We start from the raw sequence: 18,573 nt of genomic DNA, 5'->3' as shown, positions 1-18,573 counted from the left end.
TCCTCCTCTCATCCGGTGCGCGCCTTGCGTCGGTGCTTGACCGGCATGATTTTGAGTTGATCGCGGTATTTGGCCACAGTGCGGCGGGCAACTTTAATTCCCTCCTCGGCCAGGAGCTGGGAAATTTTATTGTCGCTGAGTGGTTTGGCCGGATCTTCGTTATGGATGAGCTGCCGGATCCGGTTCTTGATCGACTCGGCGGCCACGGTGTCGCCGCTGGTGGTGGATACGGCCGTGGAAAAGAAATACTTCAGTTCATAGATGCCCTGGGGAGTATGGGCATACTTGTTGGACGTTACCCGGCTGACCGTGGATTCGTGCATGCCGATATCCTCGGCCACATCCCGCAGGATAAGCGGCTTGAGATGGCCCGGCCCTTTTTCGAAAAAGTCCCGCTGGAAGCGTAGCAGGCTCTCCATGACCTTGTAGATGGTCCGCTGGCGCTGCTGGATGGATTTGATGAACCATTCAGCATTACGTTTCTTTTCGCGCAGGTAGCCGCGAGATTGGGGATTAAGCGCTTTTTTCTCGGCCAGCAGCTTCTGGTATTCGGCCGAGAGCTGCAGGTGGGGGAGCCCCTCGTCGTTGAGCTGGATGACAAACTCGTCGTCGATTTTGTAGACATATACGTCCGGGACCACGTAGTTGGTCTGGTCGTTGGCGAATTCATTGCCGGGATAGGGGGTCAGGCGGGTGATGACCTTGACCGCGGCCTCGACCTTGCGCACGGGTTGGCCAAGCTTTCTTGCCAGGACGGAATAATTCCTGGTCTGAAGCAGGTTGAGGTGGTCACGGACAATGATGCAGGGGAGATCGTCCTCCTCGTAATCCTCGTATTCCAGCTGGAGGAGAAGTGATTCCCTGATGTCGCGGGCCGCGATCCCCGGCGGATCCAGGTGTTGGATCAGGTTCAGCATGCCCTGGGCGGTTTCCTCGTCGCAGTGGGCATGGCGGCAGATGTCCTCGATATCGGCTTCCAGGAAGCCGTGGTGGTTGAGGTTGCCGATGATGAACTGAGCGATTTCCAGGTCCTTTTCCGACAGGTCGAGGTGAGAGAGCTGCCATTGCAGGTGGGAGTCCAGACCAGGCTTGGCGGAAATGAAATCGAACTGGGACGGGGCGTCTGCCGGCGGGGTTTCGCGGGCAAAAGAGAAATCGGCGGTATCGAAGTTGTTGGCATAGTCTTCCCAGTTGATCTCCGCCACCTTGGCCGGGTCGTCACCGGCCACCTGTTCGGTGACGACGGGCTCGGGCACCTCCTTGACCTCCTCGGCAGCAAGCGCCTCGGGGTGCTGCACCTTCTCCTCCGTGTCTATGGCCTCTTCCAGCAGCGGATTCTGTTCAATTTCCGCCTGCAGGGCATCGGTGAGTTCCATGCGGTTGAGCTGCAGCAGCTTGATGGCCTGGCGCAGCTGGGGCGTCATGACCAGCTTCTGGGCGAGTTTGAGTTGCTGTCTGAGCTCAAGTACCATGGTTAACCGTTTATTTTCTTCGTTTCCTGAGTTTTCTACATGTGGAAATGTTCACCGAGATACATCTTCCGGGCCACTTCACTTTCAATGATATCTTCCGCTACTCCGCTGGTCAGGATCTGGCCTGCATTCATGATATAGGCAAAGTCACAGACCTGGAGGGTCTCGCGGACGTTGTGGTCCGAAATCAGCACCCCGAGGCCCTTGTTCTTGAGTTCGCGGATGATCTGCTGCAGGTCGGCCACCGAGAGAGGGTCGACACCGGCAAAGGGTTCGTCCAGAAGGATGAACCTGGGCCTGGTGGCCAGGGCCCGCATGATCTCCACCCGGCGCCGTTCGCCGCCGGAAAGGGCGTGGCCCTTGTTGTCCCTGAGGTACTCGATTTTCAGTTCGGCCAGCAGCTCGTTGATCCGGCCGGATACCTCGTGGGGCGGCAACCCCAGGGCCTCGAGCACGATGCGGACGTTTTCCTCCACTGTCAGCTTCCTGAACACCGACGGTTCCTGGGCCAGGTAGGTGATCCCACGCCGGGCTCGCTGGTGGATGGGGAGATGGGTTATCTCTTCGCTGTCCAGGTAGATGGCGCCTTCGGTAGGGCGGATAAAGCCGACCAGGGAGTAAAAGGTGGTCGTCTTGCCGGCTCCGTTGGGTCCGAGCAACCCCACGATGGAGGAACTTCGGACCTGGAGGTTCACCCGGTCCACCACCTTTCGCTCGCGGTACTGCTTGACCAGTCCCCTGGTTTCAAGGATTACCTCGTCCATCAGGGGGTTTTCTGCTTCTGTTTCTTTTTTTTGGTTGCTTCCGGATGGATGACCGCCCTGACCCGGCCGCCGGTCTTTGTCTTGTCCTGTTCGACGATGGAACGGCCCTCGTCAAGGTAATAGGTGATGGTCTTGCCAGCCACCATGTTTCGGCCCTGCCAGGCTTTGGCATCACCGATGAGCACCACCTTGCGTTCATCGGCAAGGTAATCCATCCGTCTTCCGGTGCCAAGCCAGTCATCCCTGGTGATTTCCACGTTGCCCCGGCAGACCAGCCTGTGTACCTGGCTCGAACCGGGGGCTTCCCTGTCCTTGCCCGGGGTGTAGAAGACGGTCATCTCGTCGGCCCGGATAACCAGGTCACCCTGGCGCGCCTCCACGTTGCCCATGAAGACCACGGAACTGTCCTTCTCCTGGGAGACCATCCGGTCCGCTTCCACATGGATGGGCTCCGGGGCTGTTGTGGTCGCTGCGGAAAGAAAAGGCGCTGCTGCGAGGATGAAACTGGTAATGACTATGGCCAGCAACGGTTTCAGCGCTGACCGTGGTAACCCGAACATTGCTGCGCTCCGGAAAAAAATGTTCAGCCTCAAGGCCGGTTTGTTTTTTGCAGGGATTAGCAGGATAGTACCTGCTGGCGGAAAAAATGTAAAGAGCTTCCACCGACAGGCGGGTTGATCGGGTATGGGCAGACAGTTGTTTACAGCTCTTTGCCGCAGGGTTAGTATGTATCTTTTTACAAAACGGTGACGGCCGCGAGGCAGGCCGTGGTGCCGGAAAATTTCTGAATGTCGAACTGGTTGTGCGACAAAGGTTATTCGTTTTTGTTTTTCGCACGCCTGCGATTGTTCCACTTTAAATCATGGAGTGCAGATATGCAGCAGTCCCTTGCCCGGGCCAAGGTCCTCATCGAGGCCCTGCCCTATATCCGTGAGTTCAACCAGAAGACAGTGGTCATCAAGTATGGCGGTCACGCCATGGTCGATGAGGAGTTGAAAAAAAACTTCGCCCTGGATGTGATCCTTATGAAGTATATCGGGCTCAATCCGGTGATTGTGCACGGCGGTGGTCCGCAAATCAATCTTTTTTTGGAGAAAATGAGGATAAAGCCCAGTTATATCCAGGGCATGCGGGTGACCGACGGCGAAACCATGGATGTGGTGGAGATGGTTCTGGTGGGCAAGGTGAACAAGGAGATCGTCGGCCTGATCAATCACTGTGGCGGCCGGGCTGTGGGGCTTTCGGGCCGGGACGGTGATCTGGTTCAGGCCCGCAAGATGACCCTGCTCTCCAGGCCCGAGGTGGAAAACGCCCCGCCCGAACTCATCGATCTTGGCCGGGTGGGCGAGGTGACCCGGGTCAATCCCGAGGTCCTGCGGACCCTGGACGAGCAGGACTTCATCCCGGTCATCGCCCCGGTGGGGGTTGGTGAGGACGGCCAGGCATACAATATCAACGCCGACCTGGTGGCCGGCGCTATTGCCGCCAGGCTGAACGCGGTCAAGCTGATCCTGCTCACCGACGTGGAAGGGGTCAAGGACGCGGACGGCCGCCTTCTTTCATCCATATCCAGGGATGCGGTGGAACAGCTTATAGCCGACGGAGTGATTCAGGGCGGAATGATTCCCAAGGTGCGCTGCTGCCGCGCGGCCCTTGAAGGAGGGGTCACCAAGGCGCATATTGTCGACGGCCGGCAGGAGCATGCCATTCTGCTGGAAATGTTCACCCACGAGGGGATAGGTACGGAGATAGTACAGTGACAGGCAATGCGGAATACATCAAACGGGGAGAGCGGGTGTTTGTAGCTACATACAGCAGGTTTCCAGCGGCAATGGTCAGGGGCAGGGGCTGCCGGCTCTGGGACGCTGACGGCAGAGAATACCTGGATTTCCTGGCCGGAATTGCGGTCTGTTCGCTGGGGCACTGCCATCCGGCGGTGACCGAGGCGGTCTGTCGTCAGGCCGGGGAGTTGATGCACGTTTCCAACCTCTTTCATACCAGGTCACAGATAGAGCTGGCCGAGCTGCTCACGCACAACTCCTTTGCCGACCGGGTGTTCATGGCCAACTCCGGGGCCGAGGCCAACGAGGCGGCCATCAAGCTGGCCCGGATCCATGCCGGCGAGAACCGCTTTCAGATCATCTCCCTGTCCGGCTCGTTCCACGGCCGGACCCTGGCCACGGTGGCAGCTACCGGCCAGCCTAAATTTCATCAGGGATTCGAACCCTTGCCGGAAGGATTCATCCATGCCGGGTTTGGAGACCCTGCCGCCCTGGAAGAGCTGATCACCGACAAAACATGTGCGATCCTCTGTGAACCGCTCCAGGGGGAGTCCGGGGTTCGGCCGCTGGAGAAAGAATACCTTCTGGCGATCCGCGAACTCTGCGACAAATACAACCTGTTGCTTATTTTTGACGAAGTCCAGACCGGAATGGGCAGGACCGGGACCCTGTTTGCCTATGAACAGCTCGGGGTGACCCCGGACATCATGACCCTGGCCAAGGCCCTGGGTAATGGCCTGCCCATCGGTGCCATGTTGACCACCGACGATATCGCCGCCTCGCTGGGTGTGGGCACCCATGCTTCCACCTTCGGCGGTAACCCGGTGGCAGCCGCCGGCGCGGTGGCCGTGCTCAAGACCATGCTGACCCCCGGTTTCCTGGAGCAGGTCCGGGAGCGCTCGGCATATTTCTCTGAGCGCCTGGAAGAAGTCGCCGCCCGTTTTCCGCACCTGGCTACCGGGGTCAGGGGCCGGGGACTGCTGTTGGGGCTGGTGTTGACCGAGAAGGGATGCGGTCTGGGCATGGAGATCGTCAACCAGCTCTTCGCCCGTGGTGTGCTGATCAACTTTGCCGGTGGCCGGGTCCTGCGCTTTATCCCGCCCCTGATTGTCGATACCAAAGACATCGACCTGCTGGTCGATCGCCTGGTCGAGGTGCTGGACGGTTGCTGATGGGCTGGTTTTCGCTCCTGGCCCTGGCGACGGCCCTGGCCATGGACGCCTTTGCCGTGTCCATGGCCGCCGGAGCTCTTCTGCGGCCTGTTTCAAGGCGTCAACTGTTCCGCCTTTCATTCCATTTTGGCCTGTTTCAGGGGCTGATGCCCATTGGCGGCTACCTGGCCGGCCTGTCCATCGCCGGGTTCATTGCCCATTGGGATCACTGGATCGCATTTGGCCTCCTGCTGCTCATCGGCGGCCGGATGATCCTGGAAGCCCTGCGTCCCGGCGAGGACGAGGCTTCCAGCGTTGATCCCAGCCGCGGTTTAACCCTTGTCATGCTGGCGTTTGCCACCTCTGTCGATGCTTTTGCCGTGGGGCTCACCCTGGCTCTGATCTCGGTCACCATCTGGATCCCCGCTCTGACCATCGCTGTGGTCACCACTGCCTGGTGCGTGACCGGGGTGCTCCTGGGGGCTCGTTTCGGTTCGATATGGGGCCGGAAGGTGGAGGTCCTGGGAGGGTTGATTCTGGTCGGGATCGGGTTCAGGATTCTCTTTTCTCATCTTCATCCGGCTTTTAACTGATACCTGAATTGAGCGATTTTCATGGTCTGTTGCGGCGGAAAGAACCTCAATATGGTTCATCCATGTCGGTTTCGTCGCCCCTGACGATGAAATTTCTTTGCAAAATCATCCTTTTTTTGTATCAATTGTAGTTTTCGGCCCAGCAGAAAATGCGCCAGGCAGCGATTCGTTCCAGCGCAGGTTCAGTCTGGGCTTGACCTGGTAAAAGGGAACGATATCATGAACAATCATCTGTTGGCACTTAAGGATTTTGACGCTGCAAGGCTGCGGTCCTTCATCGACCGGGCCCTGGTCCTCAAAGAGGAAGCGGCCCGGGGCATCCGCCACGATCAGCTCGCCGGCAGGACAGTCTGCCTGCTGTTTGAAAAACCTTCCACCCGTACCAGGGTCTCCTTCGAGGCGGCCATGTACGGTCTCGGCGGCCAGGTAATCTTCATGTCCGCCGCCGATTCCCAGCTTGGCCGGGGTGAGCCCCTCAAGGACACGGCCAGGGTTCTGAGCCGTTACGTGAACGGGTTGGTGGTTCGCACTTTCGGTCAGGAAGTGGTCGAAGAGCTGGCCAGGTATTCCGGTGTACCGGTGATCAACGCCCTGACCGACAAGCACCACCCCTGCCAGATTCTCAGCGATATCATGACGGTGATAGAGAAAAAGGGTGAGCCGGACAGGTTGAAGATCGCCTGGGTGGGAGATGGCAACAACATGGCCAACTCCTGGATCGAGGCGGCTTCGGTGCTCGGTTTTCCCCTGACCCTGGCCTGTCCGGAAGGGTATGAGCCGGATCGGGATATCCTGGCCGCTGCCATGGCCCGGGCCTCGCAGCCCATAACCGTGGTCCGTGATCCGGCCGAAGCGGTCCGTAATGCCGATGTGATCAACGTGGACGTTTGGGCCTCTATGGGCCAGGAGGCGGAACAGGAGGCGCGGTTGGCGATCTTTCAGCCATACCAGCTCGACCGGGCTCTTTTGGCGCAGGCCGCCGATGACGCCATAGTACTTCATTGCCTGCCCGCCCATCGGGGCGAGGAGATCACAGAAGAGGTCCTGGAGGGGGAGCAGTGTGTGGCCTTTGACCAGGCGGAAAACAAGATGCACATCCACAAGGCCATCCTGGAGGCCTTTCTCGCCTGAACCGCTTTTTTAGGGCCACCGGTGGAACGCGGAGGAGTGGTCATTGCGGCGGCAGTGTAACAGGATCAATACCAACCTTGGAGTCTGAAAAAAAGACATGGCAGTAAGCAAGATAGTTTTAGCATATTCCGGCGGCCTGGATACTTCGGTCATTCTCAAGTGGCTGGAAGAGAAATATCAGTGTCCGGTCATCGCCTTTGCCGCCGACGTGGGCCAGCAGGAGGATTGGGACGCTGTCCGGGAAAAGGGTCTGGCCACGGGGGCGGAGAAGGTTGTCATTTCGGACCTGCGGGAGGAATTTGTCCGCGATTACATCTTTCCGGCCTTCAGGGCCAATGCCATCTACGAAGGCTCCTACCTGCTGGGCACTTCCCTGGCCCGACCGGTGATCGCCAAAGAACAGGTACGGATCGCCGAGACCGAGGGCGCCGACGCAGTGAGTCACGGGGCCACGGGCAAGGGCAACGACCAGGTCCGGTTCGAGCTCACGTACCTGGCCCTCAATCCGAGGCTGACCATTATCGCCCCCTGGCGGATCTGGGACCTGGATTCCCGCAACAAGCTGTTGGCCTTTGCCGAGAAGCACAACATCCCGGTGCCGGTCACCAGGGAGAAGCCCTACAGCTCGGACGAGAACCTGCTCCATATCAGCTTCGAGGGCGGTATTCTGGAGAATCCCTGGAACGAGCCCGAGGAGAATATGTTCAAGCTCACTGTCTCGCCGGAAAAGGCACCGGACAAACCCACCTATGTGGAGATTGAGTTCGAGCAGGGCAACCCGGTGGCCATCGACGGCGAGCGACTCGGGCCGGTGGAGATGATGACCCGGCTCAACGAGCTCGGCGGGGCCAATGGTATCGGCCGGCTGGACATGGTGGAGAACCGCTTTGTCGGCATGAAGTCCCGCGGAGTGTACGAGACCCCGGGCGGCACTATTCTCCGGGCGGCCCACCGCGATCTGGAGACCATCACCCTGGACCGCGAGGTCATGCATATTCGCGACTCCCTTGTTCCGCGCTATTCAGAGCTGATTTACAACGGGTTCTGGTTCTCGCCGGAGATGCGGCTCCTGCAGGCCACCATGGACGAGGCCCAGAAAACGGTCAATGGCGTGGTCCGGCTCAAGCTCTATAAGGGCAACTGCATGCCTGTTGGCCGCAAGTCGGACAACTCCCTCTACCACGAGGCCTTTGCCACCTTTGAAGAGGACGAGGTCTACAACCAGGCGGATGCGGCCGGCTTCATCAAACTCAATTCGCTTCGACTGCAGATCCAGGCGCTCAGCAGGAAGTAACCCTGTTCCGGAGATTTTTTGGCTGATTCACTCAGTAGCCGGACGTAACATGAATATCCCTCCCCCCGGCACACCGGGGGATCGAAAAAGACAGACATGGCACAGGACAACGGTCAACCAGGCCAGGCAGACAGCAACAAAAACAAAAAACTCTGGGGTGGCCGGTTTGCCGGGACCACGGCGGCGTCGGTGGAGGCCTTCACCGAGTCGATCAGCTACGACTGGCGTCTCTATCGCCACGACATCCAGGGGTCCATGGCCCATGCCCGGATGCTGGCCAGGCAGGGACTGATCAGCGGGCAGGAGCGGGACGCCATCCTGCAGGGTCTGTCCGAGGTCGAGTCCGAGATCGAGCAGGGTCGTTTTGCCTTCCGGCCGGAGCTTGAAGATATTCACATGAATATCGAAAAGGCCCTGACCGAGAAGATCGGCGCTGCCGGTGAAAAGCTGCACACGGCCAGGAGCCGCAACGACCAGGTGGCCCTGGATATTCGTCTTTACCTGCGCGACGAGGGCCGGGTTCTGGATGAACTGCTGGCCGGGGTCCAGAAAAGTTTTGTCCGGCTCGCGCGCCGGTATCTTGGCGCGGTCATGCCCGGGTATACCCATCTGCAGCGGGCCCAGCCGGTATTGCTCTCCCATCATCTGCTGGCCTACCATGAAATGTTTGGCCGCGACCGCGGCCGGGTGGCCGACTGTGTCCGGCGTCTTGCCGTCATGCCGCTGGGTGCTGCGGCCATGGCTGGTACCGGATTGCCCATCGACCGGCGTTTTGTGGCCCGGGAACTCGGTTTTGACGAGATCACCGCCAACTCAATGGACACCTCGGGCGACCGGGATTTTGCCATGGAGATGCTGTTTTGTCTCACCGTGATCCAGCTCCACCTGAGTCGGCTGGCCGAGGAGCTGGTGCTCTGGTCGAGCAAGGAGTTCGAGTTCATCGACATTGGCGACCGCTACTGTACCGGTTCGTCGATCATGCCGCAGAAGAAAAATCCCGATATTCCCGAGCTGATCCGCGGCAAGACCGGCCGGGTGGCCGGGGCACTGGTGGCGCTCCTGATGACGGTCAAGGGCCTGCCCATGACCTACAACAGAGATCTGCAGGAGGACAAGGAACAGCTCTTTGATGCCCTGGATACGGTCAAGGCCAGCCTGTCGATTACCGCGGAACTGCTTGATCACACCACCTTCCGGACCGACCGGATGGCGGAAGCTACCCGGGGCGGCTTCATGACTGCCACTGATCTGGCGGATTACCTGGTAAAGAAAAGTATGCCGTTTCGCCAGGCCCATGGCGTGGTCGGGCGGATCGTGGCCCACTGCCAGGAGCGGGGTGTGGAGCTTGACGAGCTGGAGCTCGACGAGCTCAGGCAGTTCTCCGACCTGATCGAAGAAGATGTGTTCGAGGTGCTCTCGGTGGAAGGTTCGGTCAACAGCCGGGTCTCCGAAGGGGGCACTGCCCGGATACGGGTGGAAGAGGCCCTGGAAAGGGCAGAGCAGCAACTGGGAATGGGGTGATGTATACAACCAGGCGATCAGGCATGGTAGCGGGGATGGTGCTGTTTCTGCTGGTCCTGCTGTCCGGGTGCGGTTACAAGACAGATCCGGTGCCGCCTGGCGAGGTGATGCCGGAACCGGTGACCGATCTGCGCTATCAGCTCAGTGAAAAGGGCGTCACCCTGAGCTGGACCTATCCCGCCAGGACCGTCACCGGCGATCGACTGGAGCAGATCGATTCCTTTGCCATCTACCGTGCCGTGGTGCCGGCAAAGGACTATTGCGACACCTGCCCGATTCCCTTTGGCCAGCCCATCCTTGTTCCCGGTGGCGCGGTCCCGGCCGAAGGCAGCAGAACCGGTCGCTTCGAATCCACCCTGTTGCGGCCCGGCCATCTCTATTTTTTCAAGGTCCGGGCCCGCAGTGGATGGTGGGCCGAGTCCGGCGATTCAAATATTGTCTCCTTTCTCTGGCATATCCCGCTCAAGGCACCGACCGGTCTGCGGGCGAGGGCCGAGGACAGTCGTATCGTCCTGTCCTGGCAGCCGGTGGTCTCCCATCTCGACTCCAGCCCGGCAACCGGTCCGGTGGAGTACCAGGTATACCGGTCCACCGACGGTGGAACCTTTGAACCCCTGGACGGGCCGGTGAAGGAGACCCGGTTTGTCGATACGGATGTGGTCAATGGCCGTAAATATTTCTATCGCGTTCAGGTCCTGGAAAGGTTTGAACGCAGTGCTGTGGGTGGCGGCACCAGTGCGGACGTGGCGGTCAGTCCGGTGGACCGGACTCCGCCGTCCTCGCCGACCGGTGTGCGGGCCATCCGCACCTCCAAGGGTATCAAGGTGTTCTGGGAGCCGGTGCCGGACCGGGATCTCAAGGGCTACCGGGTCTACAGGCGCTTGTCCGGGGATCGGGCTCCTGAGCTGGTGGGCGAGGTCAATGCCCCCTACACCATGTTTGTAGACCGGACTCCGCCTCACCGGGGACAGCGGCTGTATTATTCGGTATCAAGTATTGACGGGGCCAGGCCGGCCAACGAGAGCGTGAGCTCACCAGAAGTGATGATCAGGAACTGACAAATGCACCATTTTGAATACAGGGACGACACCTTATACTGCGAAGACGTTAGGGTGCCGCGCATCGCCAGGGAGGTCGGAACCCCTTTTTATCTTTACAGCCACGCCACCCTTGAGCACCATTTCAAGGCCTTTGACTCCGGGTTTGAGGGCTTTCCGCACCTGACCTGTTTCGCGGTCAAGGCCTGCTCCAACGTCTCCATCCTCAGGCTGTTTGGTCGCCTTGGCGGCGGGGCCGACATTGTCTCGGGCGGCGAACTGTTCCGTTGCCTCAAGGCCGGAATCGACCCGGACAGGATCATCTATTCCGGCGTGGGAAAGACCAGGTCCGAGATGCGCGAGGCCCTGCTGGCCCGTATCCTGATGTTCAACGTCGAATCGGCCCAGGAGCTGGATCGGCTGCAGGGGGTTGCCGCGGAACTGGGAACCACTGCACCGGTGGCCTTCCGGGTCAACCCGGACGTGGACCCGAAGACCCATGCCTACATTTCCACCGGGCTGGCAAAGAACAAGTTCGGTATCCCGGTGGATGAGGCCCTGGCCGAGTATGAGCGGGCCCGGAAGATGGAGAATATCGAGATCCTTGGTGTGAGCTGTCATATCGGCTCTCAGTTGACCCAGATCGATCCGTTTGTTGAAGCGCTTCGCAAACTCAAGATGTTTGTCACCCGGCTGAAAGAACGGGGAATCGAGATCAGGTATCTTGATCTTGGTGGTGGGGTCGGCATTACGTATGACGATGAAACTCCTCCCCATCCCCATGACTATGCGGCGGCGGTCCGATCCGAGCTTGGAGATATGGATGTCAAGCTGGTTCTCGAGCCGGGCCGGGTGATTACCGGCAATGCCGGCATCCTGGTCACCGAGGTCCAGTACACTAAGGTCAACACCGGCGGGGAAGAGGAGAAGCGGTTCGTTATCGTCGACGCGGCCATGAACGATCTTGCCCGGCCAAGTCTGTACGGAGCCTATCACGAGATCCAGCCTGTGGTCCGGTGCGATGGTGGCGGCGAAGAGGTGGTGGATATAGTGGGGCCCATCTGCGAAACTGGAGATTTCATGGCTCGGGATCGGCGCCTGCCAAGGGTTGCCCAGGGAGATCTGCTGGCGATCATGAGCTGCGGGGCCTATGGTTTTTCCATGGCTTCCAACTACAACTCCCGGCCCCGGGCGGCCGAGGTCCTGGTCTGCGGAGACCGGTACCATGTGATCCGGCGACGGGAGGAGTATGACGATCTGCTTGTCGGGGAAGTGAACGTGGAGTGCAGCTGATGGAACGTGGAATGGATGGCAGCATGGCCGGCGGGCGGCCTTTGCCCTTTGTCAAGATGAGCGGTACGGGCAATGATTTCATCATTATTGATCACCGCAAGCCGCTGATCGATCCCGGTGCCCAGTCTGCCTTTGCCCGGCTGGTTTGCCGCCGCAAATTTTCCGTGGGAGCTGACGGTCTGATTCTGATCGAGGAGTCGGAGGTGGCGGATTTCCGCTGGCAATTTTATAATGCCGACGGGTCTCTGGCTGAGATGTGCGGTAACGGGGCCAGGTGCGCGGCCCGTTTTGCCTTCATGCACTCCATTGCCCCGGCCCGGATGCGGTTTGAAACCATGGCCGGTATCATCGAGGCCGAGGTGGTGGATATCGATGTGTCGGTGAAAATGACGGAACCGGGACGGGCTGTTCTCCACCGGAGCCTCGAGGTGGAAGACGAAAAGATCCTGGTTCACTCCGTTGATACCGGAGTGCCGCACGCAGTGGTCTTTGTCGATGATATCGAGTCCATGGATGTCAACTGGCTTGGTTCGCTGATTCGCCACCATCCCGAGTTCGCCCCGGCCGGGACCAATGTCAATTTTGTCCACCGGGAGGAAGACGGGGCCTTCAAGGTCCGGACCTATGAACGTGGAGTGGAAGACGAGACCATGGCCTGTGGCACCGGGGCTGCGGCCGCAGCCCTGGTGAGCGCCATGCTTGGCGAGACCGCTTCACCGGTGGAGATCATTACCTCCGGCGGTGACCGGTTGACCATTGTTTTCGACCTTCAGAGTGGCAACCAGGCCTCAAATGTTTTTCTCAAAGGCCCGGCCCATATGATATACAGGGGAGAGCTGAACGCCGAGGCTCTGCTCTAACCTATTACTTTCCCACAGAGTTTCTGATTTGCAGGAGGAAGCAGATGAAAAAGAATATCCAGGGAGCCATTACCGCCATTGTCACTCCCATGCGGGACGGCAAGGTCGATGAACAGGGACTGGCCGACCTTATCGAGTTCCAGGTTGAAAGCGGCATCCACGGTATCGTCCCATGCGGAACCACCGGCGAATCCGCCACTCTGGATTTCGACGAACATAAACGGGTGATCGAGCTTACGGTCAAGACGGTCAACGGCCGGGTACCGGTTATTGCCGGGACCGGGGCCAACAACACCCTGGAAGCCATCGACCTGACCGAGTCGGCAAAGGCCAGTGGTGCCGATGCCGTGCTGTCGGTGGTACCCTATTACAACAAGCCGAGCCAGGAAGGGTTGTATCAGCATTTCAAGGCCATCACCGAGGCGGTGGACATCCCCATGGTGCTCTACAACGTACCCGGCCGCACAGTGACCAACATGGCCCCGGCCACTGTTGCCCGGCTGGCCGAGCTGCCAAACGTCATCGGCATCAAGGAGGCCTGCGGCAGCCTCAACCAGGTGTCAGAGATTATCCGCCTTTGCCCAAAGGACTTCATAGTCCTGTCCGGAGATGATTTCACAGCCATGCCCACGGTTCTGGTTGGTGGCAAGGGTGTTATTTCCGTGACTTCCAATGTCATGCCTGGGGCCATGGCCAGGCTGATGGAAGCGGCTCTTGCCGGCGATCTCAAAAAGGCCAATGAGCTCCATTACCATCTCTTTCCTCTCATGGGTGCCATGTTCTGCTACCCGAGTCCGGCGCCGGCTAAAAAGGCCCTGGAGATACTGGGTCGGATCAAGTCCGGCGAGGTCCGCCTGCCCATGACTTCCATGGACGAGGGGTCCATCGAGGTGCTGAAAAAGGCCATGCAGGGCGTGGGTTTGCTGTAGTAAGGGGCAGAGAGGTACAGGCTGCGGGTTGTCTGTGGTGGCACGGGCAACAGGAGTCTGAAAATTATCAGGTACGCGCAAGAGAGACGTTATGACAAAAGTAATCGTTGCCGGAGCAGCCGGCCGCATGGGGCAGCGGATCAGCTACATGGTGACCCGGAACCCGGACCTTGAACTGGCGGCAGCCTTCGAGCATCCCGACAATCCGGCCGTGGGTCGGGATGTGGGCGAGAATGGCGGGTTCGGCACCACCGGAGTTACCATCGAACCCGGCCTGGACGCGGTCATCGACAAGGGTGATGTGATCATCGATTTTACCTTCCACAAGGCCACCATGGGCTTTGCCAGCACCGCGGCCGAGCACGGCCGGGCCATGGTCATCGGCACCACCGGGTTGTCGGCCGAGGATCTGGCCACGCTCAGGGAGTTGGCCGAGGCTCATTTTCCCTGTGTCCAGGCTCCCAACATGGCCGTGGGAGTCAATGTTTTGTTCAAGCTGGTCGAAAAGGCAGCCTCCATCCTGGGCGATGCCTATGACGTGGAGATCGTCGAGGCTCATCACCGGATGAAGAAAGACGCCCCTTCGGGCACAGCCCTGAAGCTTGGAGAAATGGCTGCCGGTGCTCTGGGTCGTGATCTTGCCAGGGTCGGCGTTTTTGAGCGTAACGGTATCATCGGTGAGCGAACCGACGAGGAAATAGGTATTCAGACCATCCGGGCCGGGGATATTGTCGGCGAACACACGGTCTATTTTGCCGGGGCCGGTGAACGGATCGAGATCACCCACCGGGCCCACAGCCGCGACAACTTTGCCCGCGGTGCGGCACTGGCCGCGGCCTGGGTGGCAGGTCGGCCCAATGGCATGTACACCATGTTCGATGTCCTGGGTCTCAACGAGTTTTAATCTGTTTCTCCGGTGAGAAAGCCTGCCATCTGCGGCGGGCTTTTTTGTTGATGGGATCCGTGATGGTGTTCTTTGCTGTGAAGTTGTATCTTGGGGGCAAAAAAGACATGGTGGTTCAAGATACTTTTTCATCACGGAAATCAGGATGATCACAGCCTGTATAGGATTTGGCTCCAACCTGGGTGATTCCCGCCAGATTCTCCAGGATGCCTGGAACGATATGGTCTCCAGGGACGGAATCGAGCCAGTAGCCCTTTCCCCGCCTTTTCGGAGCGAGCCGGTGGATATGGAGAGCGAGCACTGGTTTGTCAATGCGGCTGCCCAGATCAGGACGTCGCTGTCCGCCCATGAATTGCTCGTCCTCCTGCTGGAGATCGAGGCCCTCTTCGGGCGCCGGCGGGAGCGGCTTGCCGGGCACCAGGATCGTACCCTGGACCTGGATCTCCTTCTCTATGGTGACCTGGTCCTTTCCACGGATCGGCTGACTCTGCCCCATCCGCAGATGCACGTCCGCGGTTTTGTCCTCGAACCCCTGGTCGAGATCGCCCCCGGGACAGTTCACCCAGTCCTGGGCCTGGATATCCGTACCCTTTGCGAGCGGTTGCGGGCCAGGTCGGACCAGCCCCTGGTCGAGCGGATTTCCTGGTAGAGGTTACCGGCAGTTGAAAGGGAGCAAGACGGTGGTCGGGACAAAACAAGCTTTTTTCAAGGTAGCCTTTTATGATTTGGCGGCTATAATAACCGTATGTGTGAGTTGATGATACCAGGCCCGGTGGAAGACCTGGCGGCAGAGGCCGGGGGGGCGGCCGTATGAGTCCGGTACGGCTTGTTGTTCTGGCCATCCTTGTTTACATTGGGTACCGTATGCTGCGCGGACTGGGCAGCTCCGGTTCCAGCCAGGTCGAGCAAGGGAAGAAAGGTCGGGCAGGAAAGGAACCCGGTGTCCAGGACGTGCTGGTTGAGGATCCGGTCTGTCATACCCTGATACCCAGGCACCAGGCCGTCCGCCTGCGGCAGCAGGGCAAAACCTGGTATTTCTGCAGTGAGGCCTGCTGCGACAGGTTCGTTGAAGGGAGTGAAACACCACGGGACGATGCATGACAGGTTGTTGTGCGCAGGAAATGGCATGAGTCCTGCGGTATTCATGGAAAGCCGATACAGATTTTTCTTTCAGGAACAAAACAAGCTGGCCCCACCTCGGCGCGGGGCAGGGCCGTTGACAAGGAAGTGCGGAGGAGCAACGTGAAATTTTTTATAGATACAGCCAATATCAACGAGATCAGAAAAGCCATGGACCTTGGCATGGTGGACGGCGTGACAACCAACCCCTCGCTGGTTGCCAGGGAACAGCGTCCCTTTGAGGAGATTCTCAAGGATATCTGTGACCTGGTGGACGGGCCCGTGAGCGCCGAAGTGATCAGCCTCGATGCCGGGGGCATGGTTGCCGAAGCCCGGGAGCTGGCCCGGCTCGGAGACAATATTGTGATCAAGATCCCGATGATCGAAGAGGGCCTCAAGGCTGTACGGATGTTGACTGCCGAAGGAATCAAGACCAACGTGACCCTGGTTTTTTCCTCTTCACAGGCCCTGTTGGCCGCCAAGGCGGGTGCCACGTATGTCAGTCCCTTTGTCGGCCGGCTTGATGACATTTCCCAGGCCGGTATGGACCTGATCAGCGACATTCTGACCATCTTCAGGAACTACGGCTTCACCACGGAGATCATTGTCGCCTCCATCCGCAGCCCCATGCATGTGGTGGAATCGGCCCTTATCGGTGCAGACATCGCCACCATTCCCTACAAGGTCATTGCCCAGCTGGCCAAGCATCCGCTGACCGATATCGGAATGGAGAAATTTCTCGCAGATTGGGAAAAGAGGCAGAAATAAGGGTGAGTTACATCGTTCGATTTTTCGCACTGAGCGGCTGTTTTCTCTTTTTGCTGACCGCACCGGCCAGGGCGGACATCTACGGTTACGTGGATGACAACGGTGTCTGGCACTATACCAATGTACCGGCAGACAGCCGCTATCGGTTGGTGCAGCGTGAAGAATCGGCAGCCCGTCCATCCCTGGCCGTGTCAGGGAAACGGTCCCTGCTCCAGGCGCCCCTGGACAGGATACAGCCGCGCAAACGTAAGATTACGGTCTCGGGCGGTGATCTGGAGCGCCACATCCGGCGGGCCGCCTTTGAACACCAGGTCGATCCCCACCTTATCAAGGCCATTATCAAGGCAGAGTCCAACTTCGATCCCTATGCAGTGTCCCCGAACGGCGCCCAGGGTCTTATGCAGCTCATGCCGGGCACGGCGCGGGAACTCGCGGTGGTAAATCCCTTTGACGCGGCCCAGAATATCTGGGCCGGCACCCGGTATTTCCGCAAGCTGCTCGATGCCTACCACGGCGATCTGGCGCTGAGTCTGGCTGCATACAATGCCGGCCCGGGCAGGGTTTCCCGCCACGGGAACATTCCCCGTATTCCCGAGACCAGGGCCTATGTCCGTAAGGTGATAGATCTGTACCGGTCCTACCAGAAAGGAGCCGTACTTTCCACCTCCATCAACGTCCGCCGTCTGGTAACCGTCAACTGAGCCCGTGAATCAGGTTGTCAATATTCCCAATGTTGTGACCGCACTCCGTTTTTTTCTTTCCGGAGTGCTGGCAATGATGCTGATGCTGGAGCAGACCACAGGGCTTGCTTTCTGGTCCTTTCTGGTCTTTGTCATCGCCGCCGCCTCGGACTGGGTGGATGGCTTTGTGGCCCGCCGTACCAAGGCGGAAACTGTGCTGGGCAAACTCATGGATCCGTTGGCCGACAAGGTTCTGGTGGCCACGGCGCTCATCATGCTCATCCCCCTGGAACGGCTGCCGGCCTGGCTGGCCCTGGTCATTCTCTGCCGGGAAATGATCATCACCGGCCTGCGGGGAATCGCCGCCTCGGCCGGTATCGTGGTCTCGGCCTCCGGCCTTGGCAAGGCCAAGTCGGTGACCCAGTATGTGGGGCTCGCCACCCTGATCTTCCCCGCCGACCTGCTGCCCATCCCGGCCTTGCACCAGGTTGGGCTGGGTATCCTCTATGTGGCCCTGCTGCTGACCATCTGGTCCGGCGTGGACTATTTCCGCAAGCTGAAAAATATCTTCCTCGCCCCGGCCGATTGAGGTGTTGCCCGACCTGGCCGGTCCCCCCATGGCCGCTTTGTCGGCTCATCCGGTTACCATCATAATGCCCATCGCGATCAGGAAGCAGTAGATCAGCCGGATGTAGGTATCCCGCCGGATTCTGCCATACACCTGCGAGCCCAGAATGGTGCCGGCGAGCACGCAGGGCGCGGCAACGGCGAAATATCCGAGAACCGTGCGTGTGGTGATGCCGCTGGCAGCATGAACCGTCACCGTCACCACACCATTGAGAACAAAGAAACCGCTGAGAGTGGCCTTGATCACATCTTTTTTCCAACTGGTCATGGATGTATAAATGATGACCGGCGGTCCACCGGCGCTGAAGGCCGCGCCAATGGCTCCGGTAAGAAAACCGGCCAGTATGGCCCAGGAGCGTCCCGGGTTCACCGGCCTGGGGCGGACCAGGAGGTTGAAGACAGAGTAAGAGATCAAAAGCAGGCCGATACCGGTGCGGATGGCTGCCGAGTCAACTTTTTTGAGCAGGGTCACCCCGGCCAGAACACCGGGAAGGGATCCCAGCAGCAGGGGCCAGATTCGGTGCCAGTGGAGATGATTCCGCAGCCGCCAGCCGAGATACATGGTGATGATCATACCGTTTAAGGTGCAGAGCGGCACAGCGGTCTTGACGTCCATCAGCAGGCTGAGAAGGGGAATGGCCACCAGGGC

At 59.3% G+C, this 18,573-nt stretch carries 20 protein-coding genes; 16 read left to right on the top strand and 4 right to left on the bottom strand.

Going from position 1 to position 18,573, the window contains the following annotated elements:
* Positions 1–8: 8 nt before the first annotated feature.
* Genes rpoN through lptA form a run of 3 tightly spaced genes read right to left on the bottom strand, consistent with a single transcriptional unit; the run spans position 9 to position 2,796 of the window.
* Complete coding sequence (gene rpoN, locus ACXJJY_RS12515) at positions 9–1,472, bottom strand: RNA polymerase factor sigma-54 (protein ID WP_456388349.1); 1,464 nt, start codon at positions 1,470–1,472, stop codon at positions 9–11.
* 35 nt (positions 1,473–1,507) lie between these two features.
* A complete protein-coding gene (gene lptB / locus ACXJJY_RS12510; RefSeq protein ID WP_456388347.1) occupies positions 1,508–2,236 on the bottom strand; it encodes an LPS export ABC transporter ATP-binding protein in 729 nt (242 codons plus the stop codon).
* Positions 2,236–2,796 carry a lipopolysaccharide transport periplasmic protein LptA gene (gene lptA / locus ACXJJY_RS12505; RefSeq protein WP_456388345.1) on the bottom strand — a complete coding sequence of 187 codons (561 nt, stop codon included), beginning with the start codon at positions 2,794–2,796 and terminating at the stop codon, positions 2,236–2,238. The genes lptB and lptA overlap by 1 nt, the downstream gene beginning before the upstream one ends.
* A gap of 315 nt (positions 2,797–3,111) precedes the next feature.
* Here lptA and argB point away from each other — a divergent pair, with 315 nt between their 5' ends.
* The 16 genes from argB to pgsA all read left to right on the top strand — a co-directional run bounded on the left by argB (position 3,112) and on the right by pgsA (position 17,886).
* Positions 3,112–3,996 carry an acetylglutamate kinase gene (gene argB / locus ACXJJY_RS12500; protein WP_456388343.1) on the top strand — a complete coding sequence of 295 codons (885 nt, stop codon included), beginning with the start codon at positions 3,112–3,114 and terminating at the stop codon, positions 3,994–3,996.
* Positions 3,993–5,189: an aspartate aminotransferase family protein gene (locus tag ACXJJY_RS12495; RefSeq protein WP_456388341.1), complete on the top strand. Its 1,197-nt coding sequence runs from the start codon at positions 3,993–3,995 to the stop codon at positions 5,187–5,189. The genes argB and ACXJJY_RS12495 overlap by 4 nt, the downstream gene beginning before the upstream one ends.
* Positions 5,189–5,761 (top strand): manganese efflux pump MntP, encoded by a 573-nt coding sequence (locus ACXJJY_RS12490; protein ID WP_456388339.1) that lies wholly within the window; start codon positions 5,189–5,191, stop codon positions 5,759–5,761. Before ACXJJY_RS12495 ends, ACXJJY_RS12490 begins: the two co-directional genes overlap by 1 nt.
* Before the next feature lie 219 nt (positions 5,762–5,980).
* A complete protein-coding gene (gene argF / locus ACXJJY_RS12485) occupies positions 5,981–6,892 on the top strand; it encodes an ornithine carbamoyltransferase (RefSeq protein WP_456388337.1) in 912 nt (303 codons plus the stop codon).
* A 97-nt stretch (positions 6,893–6,989) separates the two neighbouring features.
* Complete coding sequence (locus ACXJJY_RS12480; protein ID WP_456388335.1) at positions 6,990–8,186, top strand: argininosuccinate synthase; 1,197 nt, start codon at positions 6,990–6,992, stop codon at positions 8,184–8,186.
* A 96-nt stretch (positions 8,187–8,282) separates the two neighbouring features.
* Positions 8,283–9,707 (top strand): argininosuccinate lyase, encoded by a 1,425-nt coding sequence (gene argH, locus ACXJJY_RS12475; protein ID WP_456388333.1) that lies wholly within the window; start codon positions 8,283–8,285, stop codon positions 9,705–9,707.
* On the top strand, positions 9,707–10,765 hold the full coding sequence (locus ACXJJY_RS12470; protein ID WP_456388331.1) for a fibronectin type III domain-containing protein: 1,059 nt from the start codon (positions 9,707–9,709) through the stop codon (positions 10,763–10,765). Before argH ends, ACXJJY_RS12470 begins: the two co-directional genes overlap by 1 nt.
* A 3-nt stretch (positions 10,766–10,768) precedes the next feature.
* A complete protein-coding gene (gene lysA, locus ACXJJY_RS12465) occupies positions 10,769–12,037 on the top strand; it encodes a diaminopimelate decarboxylase (RefSeq protein ID WP_456388329.1) in 1,269 nt (422 codons plus the stop codon).
* Positions 12,037–12,897: a diaminopimelate epimerase gene (gene dapF / locus ACXJJY_RS12460; protein ID WP_456388327.1), complete on the top strand. Its 861-nt coding sequence runs from the start codon at positions 12,037–12,039 to the stop codon at positions 12,895–12,897. The genes lysA and dapF overlap by 1 nt, the downstream gene beginning before the upstream one ends.
* 44 nt (positions 12,898–12,941) lie before the next feature.
* Positions 12,942–13,826: a 4-hydroxy-tetrahydrodipicolinate synthase gene (gene dapA, locus ACXJJY_RS12455; RefSeq protein WP_456388325.1), complete on the top strand. Its 885-nt coding sequence runs from the start codon at positions 12,942–12,944 to the stop codon at positions 13,824–13,826.
* A 91-nt stretch (positions 13,827–13,917) separates the two neighbouring features.
* Positions 13,918–14,730, top strand: coding sequence for a 4-hydroxy-tetrahydrodipicolinate reductase (gene dapB / locus ACXJJY_RS12450; protein ID WP_456388323.1), 813 nt, complete (start codon positions 13,918–13,920; stop codon positions 14,728–14,730).
* Between the two features lie 145 nt (positions 14,731–14,875).
* Positions 14,876–15,379: a 2-amino-4-hydroxy-6-hydroxymethyldihydropteridine diphosphokinase gene (folK, locus tag ACXJJY_RS12445; RefSeq protein WP_456388321.1), complete on the top strand. Its 504-nt coding sequence runs from the start codon at positions 14,876–14,878 to the stop codon at positions 15,377–15,379.
* A 161-nt stretch (positions 15,380–15,540) separates the two neighbouring features.
* Positions 15,541–15,831 carry a YHS domain-containing protein gene (locus tag ACXJJY_RS12440; RefSeq protein WP_456388319.1) on the top strand — a complete coding sequence of 97 codons (291 nt, stop codon included), beginning with the start codon at positions 15,541–15,543 and terminating at the stop codon, positions 15,829–15,831.
* 141 nt (positions 15,832–15,972) lie between these two features.
* Positions 15,973–16,617: a fructose-6-phosphate aldolase gene (gene fsa / locus ACXJJY_RS12435; RefSeq protein ID WP_456388317.1), complete on the top strand. Its 645-nt coding sequence runs from the start codon at positions 15,973–15,975 to the stop codon at positions 16,615–16,617.
* A 2-nt stretch (positions 16,618–16,619) separates the two neighbouring features.
* A complete protein-coding gene (locus ACXJJY_RS12430; protein ID WP_456388315.1) occupies positions 16,620–17,318 on the top strand; it encodes a lytic transglycosylase domain-containing protein in 699 nt (232 codons plus the stop codon).
* A gap of 4 nt (positions 17,319–17,322) precedes the next feature.
* Positions 17,323–17,886 (top strand): CDP-diacylglycerol--glycerol-3-phosphate 3-phosphatidyltransferase, encoded by a 564-nt coding sequence (pgsA, locus tag ACXJJY_RS12425; protein ID WP_456388313.1) that lies wholly within the window; start codon positions 17,323–17,325, stop codon positions 17,884–17,886.
* A gap of 45 nt (positions 17,887–17,931) precedes the next feature.
* On the opposite strand, the gene ACXJJY_RS12420 is transcribed toward pgsA, so the two are convergent.
* On the bottom strand, positions 17,932–18,573 hold a 642-nt coding region (locus ACXJJY_RS12420; protein ID WP_456388311.1), incomplete at its 5' end, for a sulfite exporter TauE/SafE family protein.

It is taken from the genome of Desulfolithobacter sp. (genome assembly GCF_054025815.1).
The sequence above is the reverse complement of the archived record's forward strand: the minus strand, read 5'-3'. Positions and strand labels throughout refer to the sequence as shown.

Coding starts and splice junctions, on each gene's coding strand:
- ACXJJY_RS12470 (WP_456388331.1), top strand. CDS start 9,707: ATGTATACAACCAGGCGATCAGGCATGGTAGCGGGGATGGTGCTGTTT.
- ACXJJY_RS12480 (WP_456388335.1), top strand. CDS start 6,990: ATGGCAGTAAGCAAGATAGTTTTAGCATATTCCGGCGGCCTGGATACT.
- argH (WP_456388333.1), top strand. CDS start 8,283: ATGGCACAGGACAACGGTCAACCAGGCCAGGCAGACAGCAACAAAAAC.
- rpoN (WP_456388349.1), bottom strand. CDS start 1,472: ATGGTACTTGAGCTCAGACAGCAACTCAAACTCGCCCAGAAGCTGGTC.
- argF (WP_456388337.1), top strand. CDS start 5,981: ATGAACAATCATCTGTTGGCACTTAAGGATTTTGACGCTGCAAGGCTG.
- ACXJJY_RS12440 (WP_456388319.1), top strand. CDS start 15,541: ATGAGTCCGGTACGGCTTGTTGTTCTGGCCATCCTTGTTTACATTGGG.
- argB (WP_456388343.1), top strand. CDS start 3,112: ATGCAGCAGTCCCTTGCCCGGGCCAAGGTCCTCATCGAGGCCCTGCCC.
- folK (WP_456388321.1), top strand. CDS start 14,876: ATGATCACAGCCTGTATAGGATTTGGCTCCAACCTGGGTGATTCCCGC.
- dapF (WP_456388327.1), top strand. CDS start 12,037: ATGGAACGTGGAATGGATGGCAGCATGGCCGGCGGGCGGCCTTTGCCC.
- ACXJJY_RS12490 (WP_456388339.1), top strand. CDS start 5,189: ATGGGCTGGTTTTCGCTCCTGGCCCTGGCGACGGCCCTGGCCATGGAC.
- lysA (WP_456388329.1), top strand. CDS start 10,769: ATGCACCATTTTGAATACAGGGACGACACCTTATACTGCGAAGACGTT.
- lptB (WP_456388347.1), bottom strand. CDS start 2,236: ATGGACGAGGTAATCCTTGAAACCAGGGGACTGGTCAAGCAGTACCGC.
- dapA (WP_456388325.1), top strand. CDS start 12,942: ATGAAAAAGAATATCCAGGGAGCCATTACCGCCATTGTCACTCCCATG.
- dapB (WP_456388323.1), top strand. CDS start 13,918: ATGACAAAAGTAATCGTTGCCGGAGCAGCCGGCCGCATGGGGCAGCGG.
- lptA (WP_456388345.1), bottom strand. CDS start 2,796: ATGTTCGGGTTACCACGGTCAGCGCTGAAACCGTTGCTGGCCATAGTC.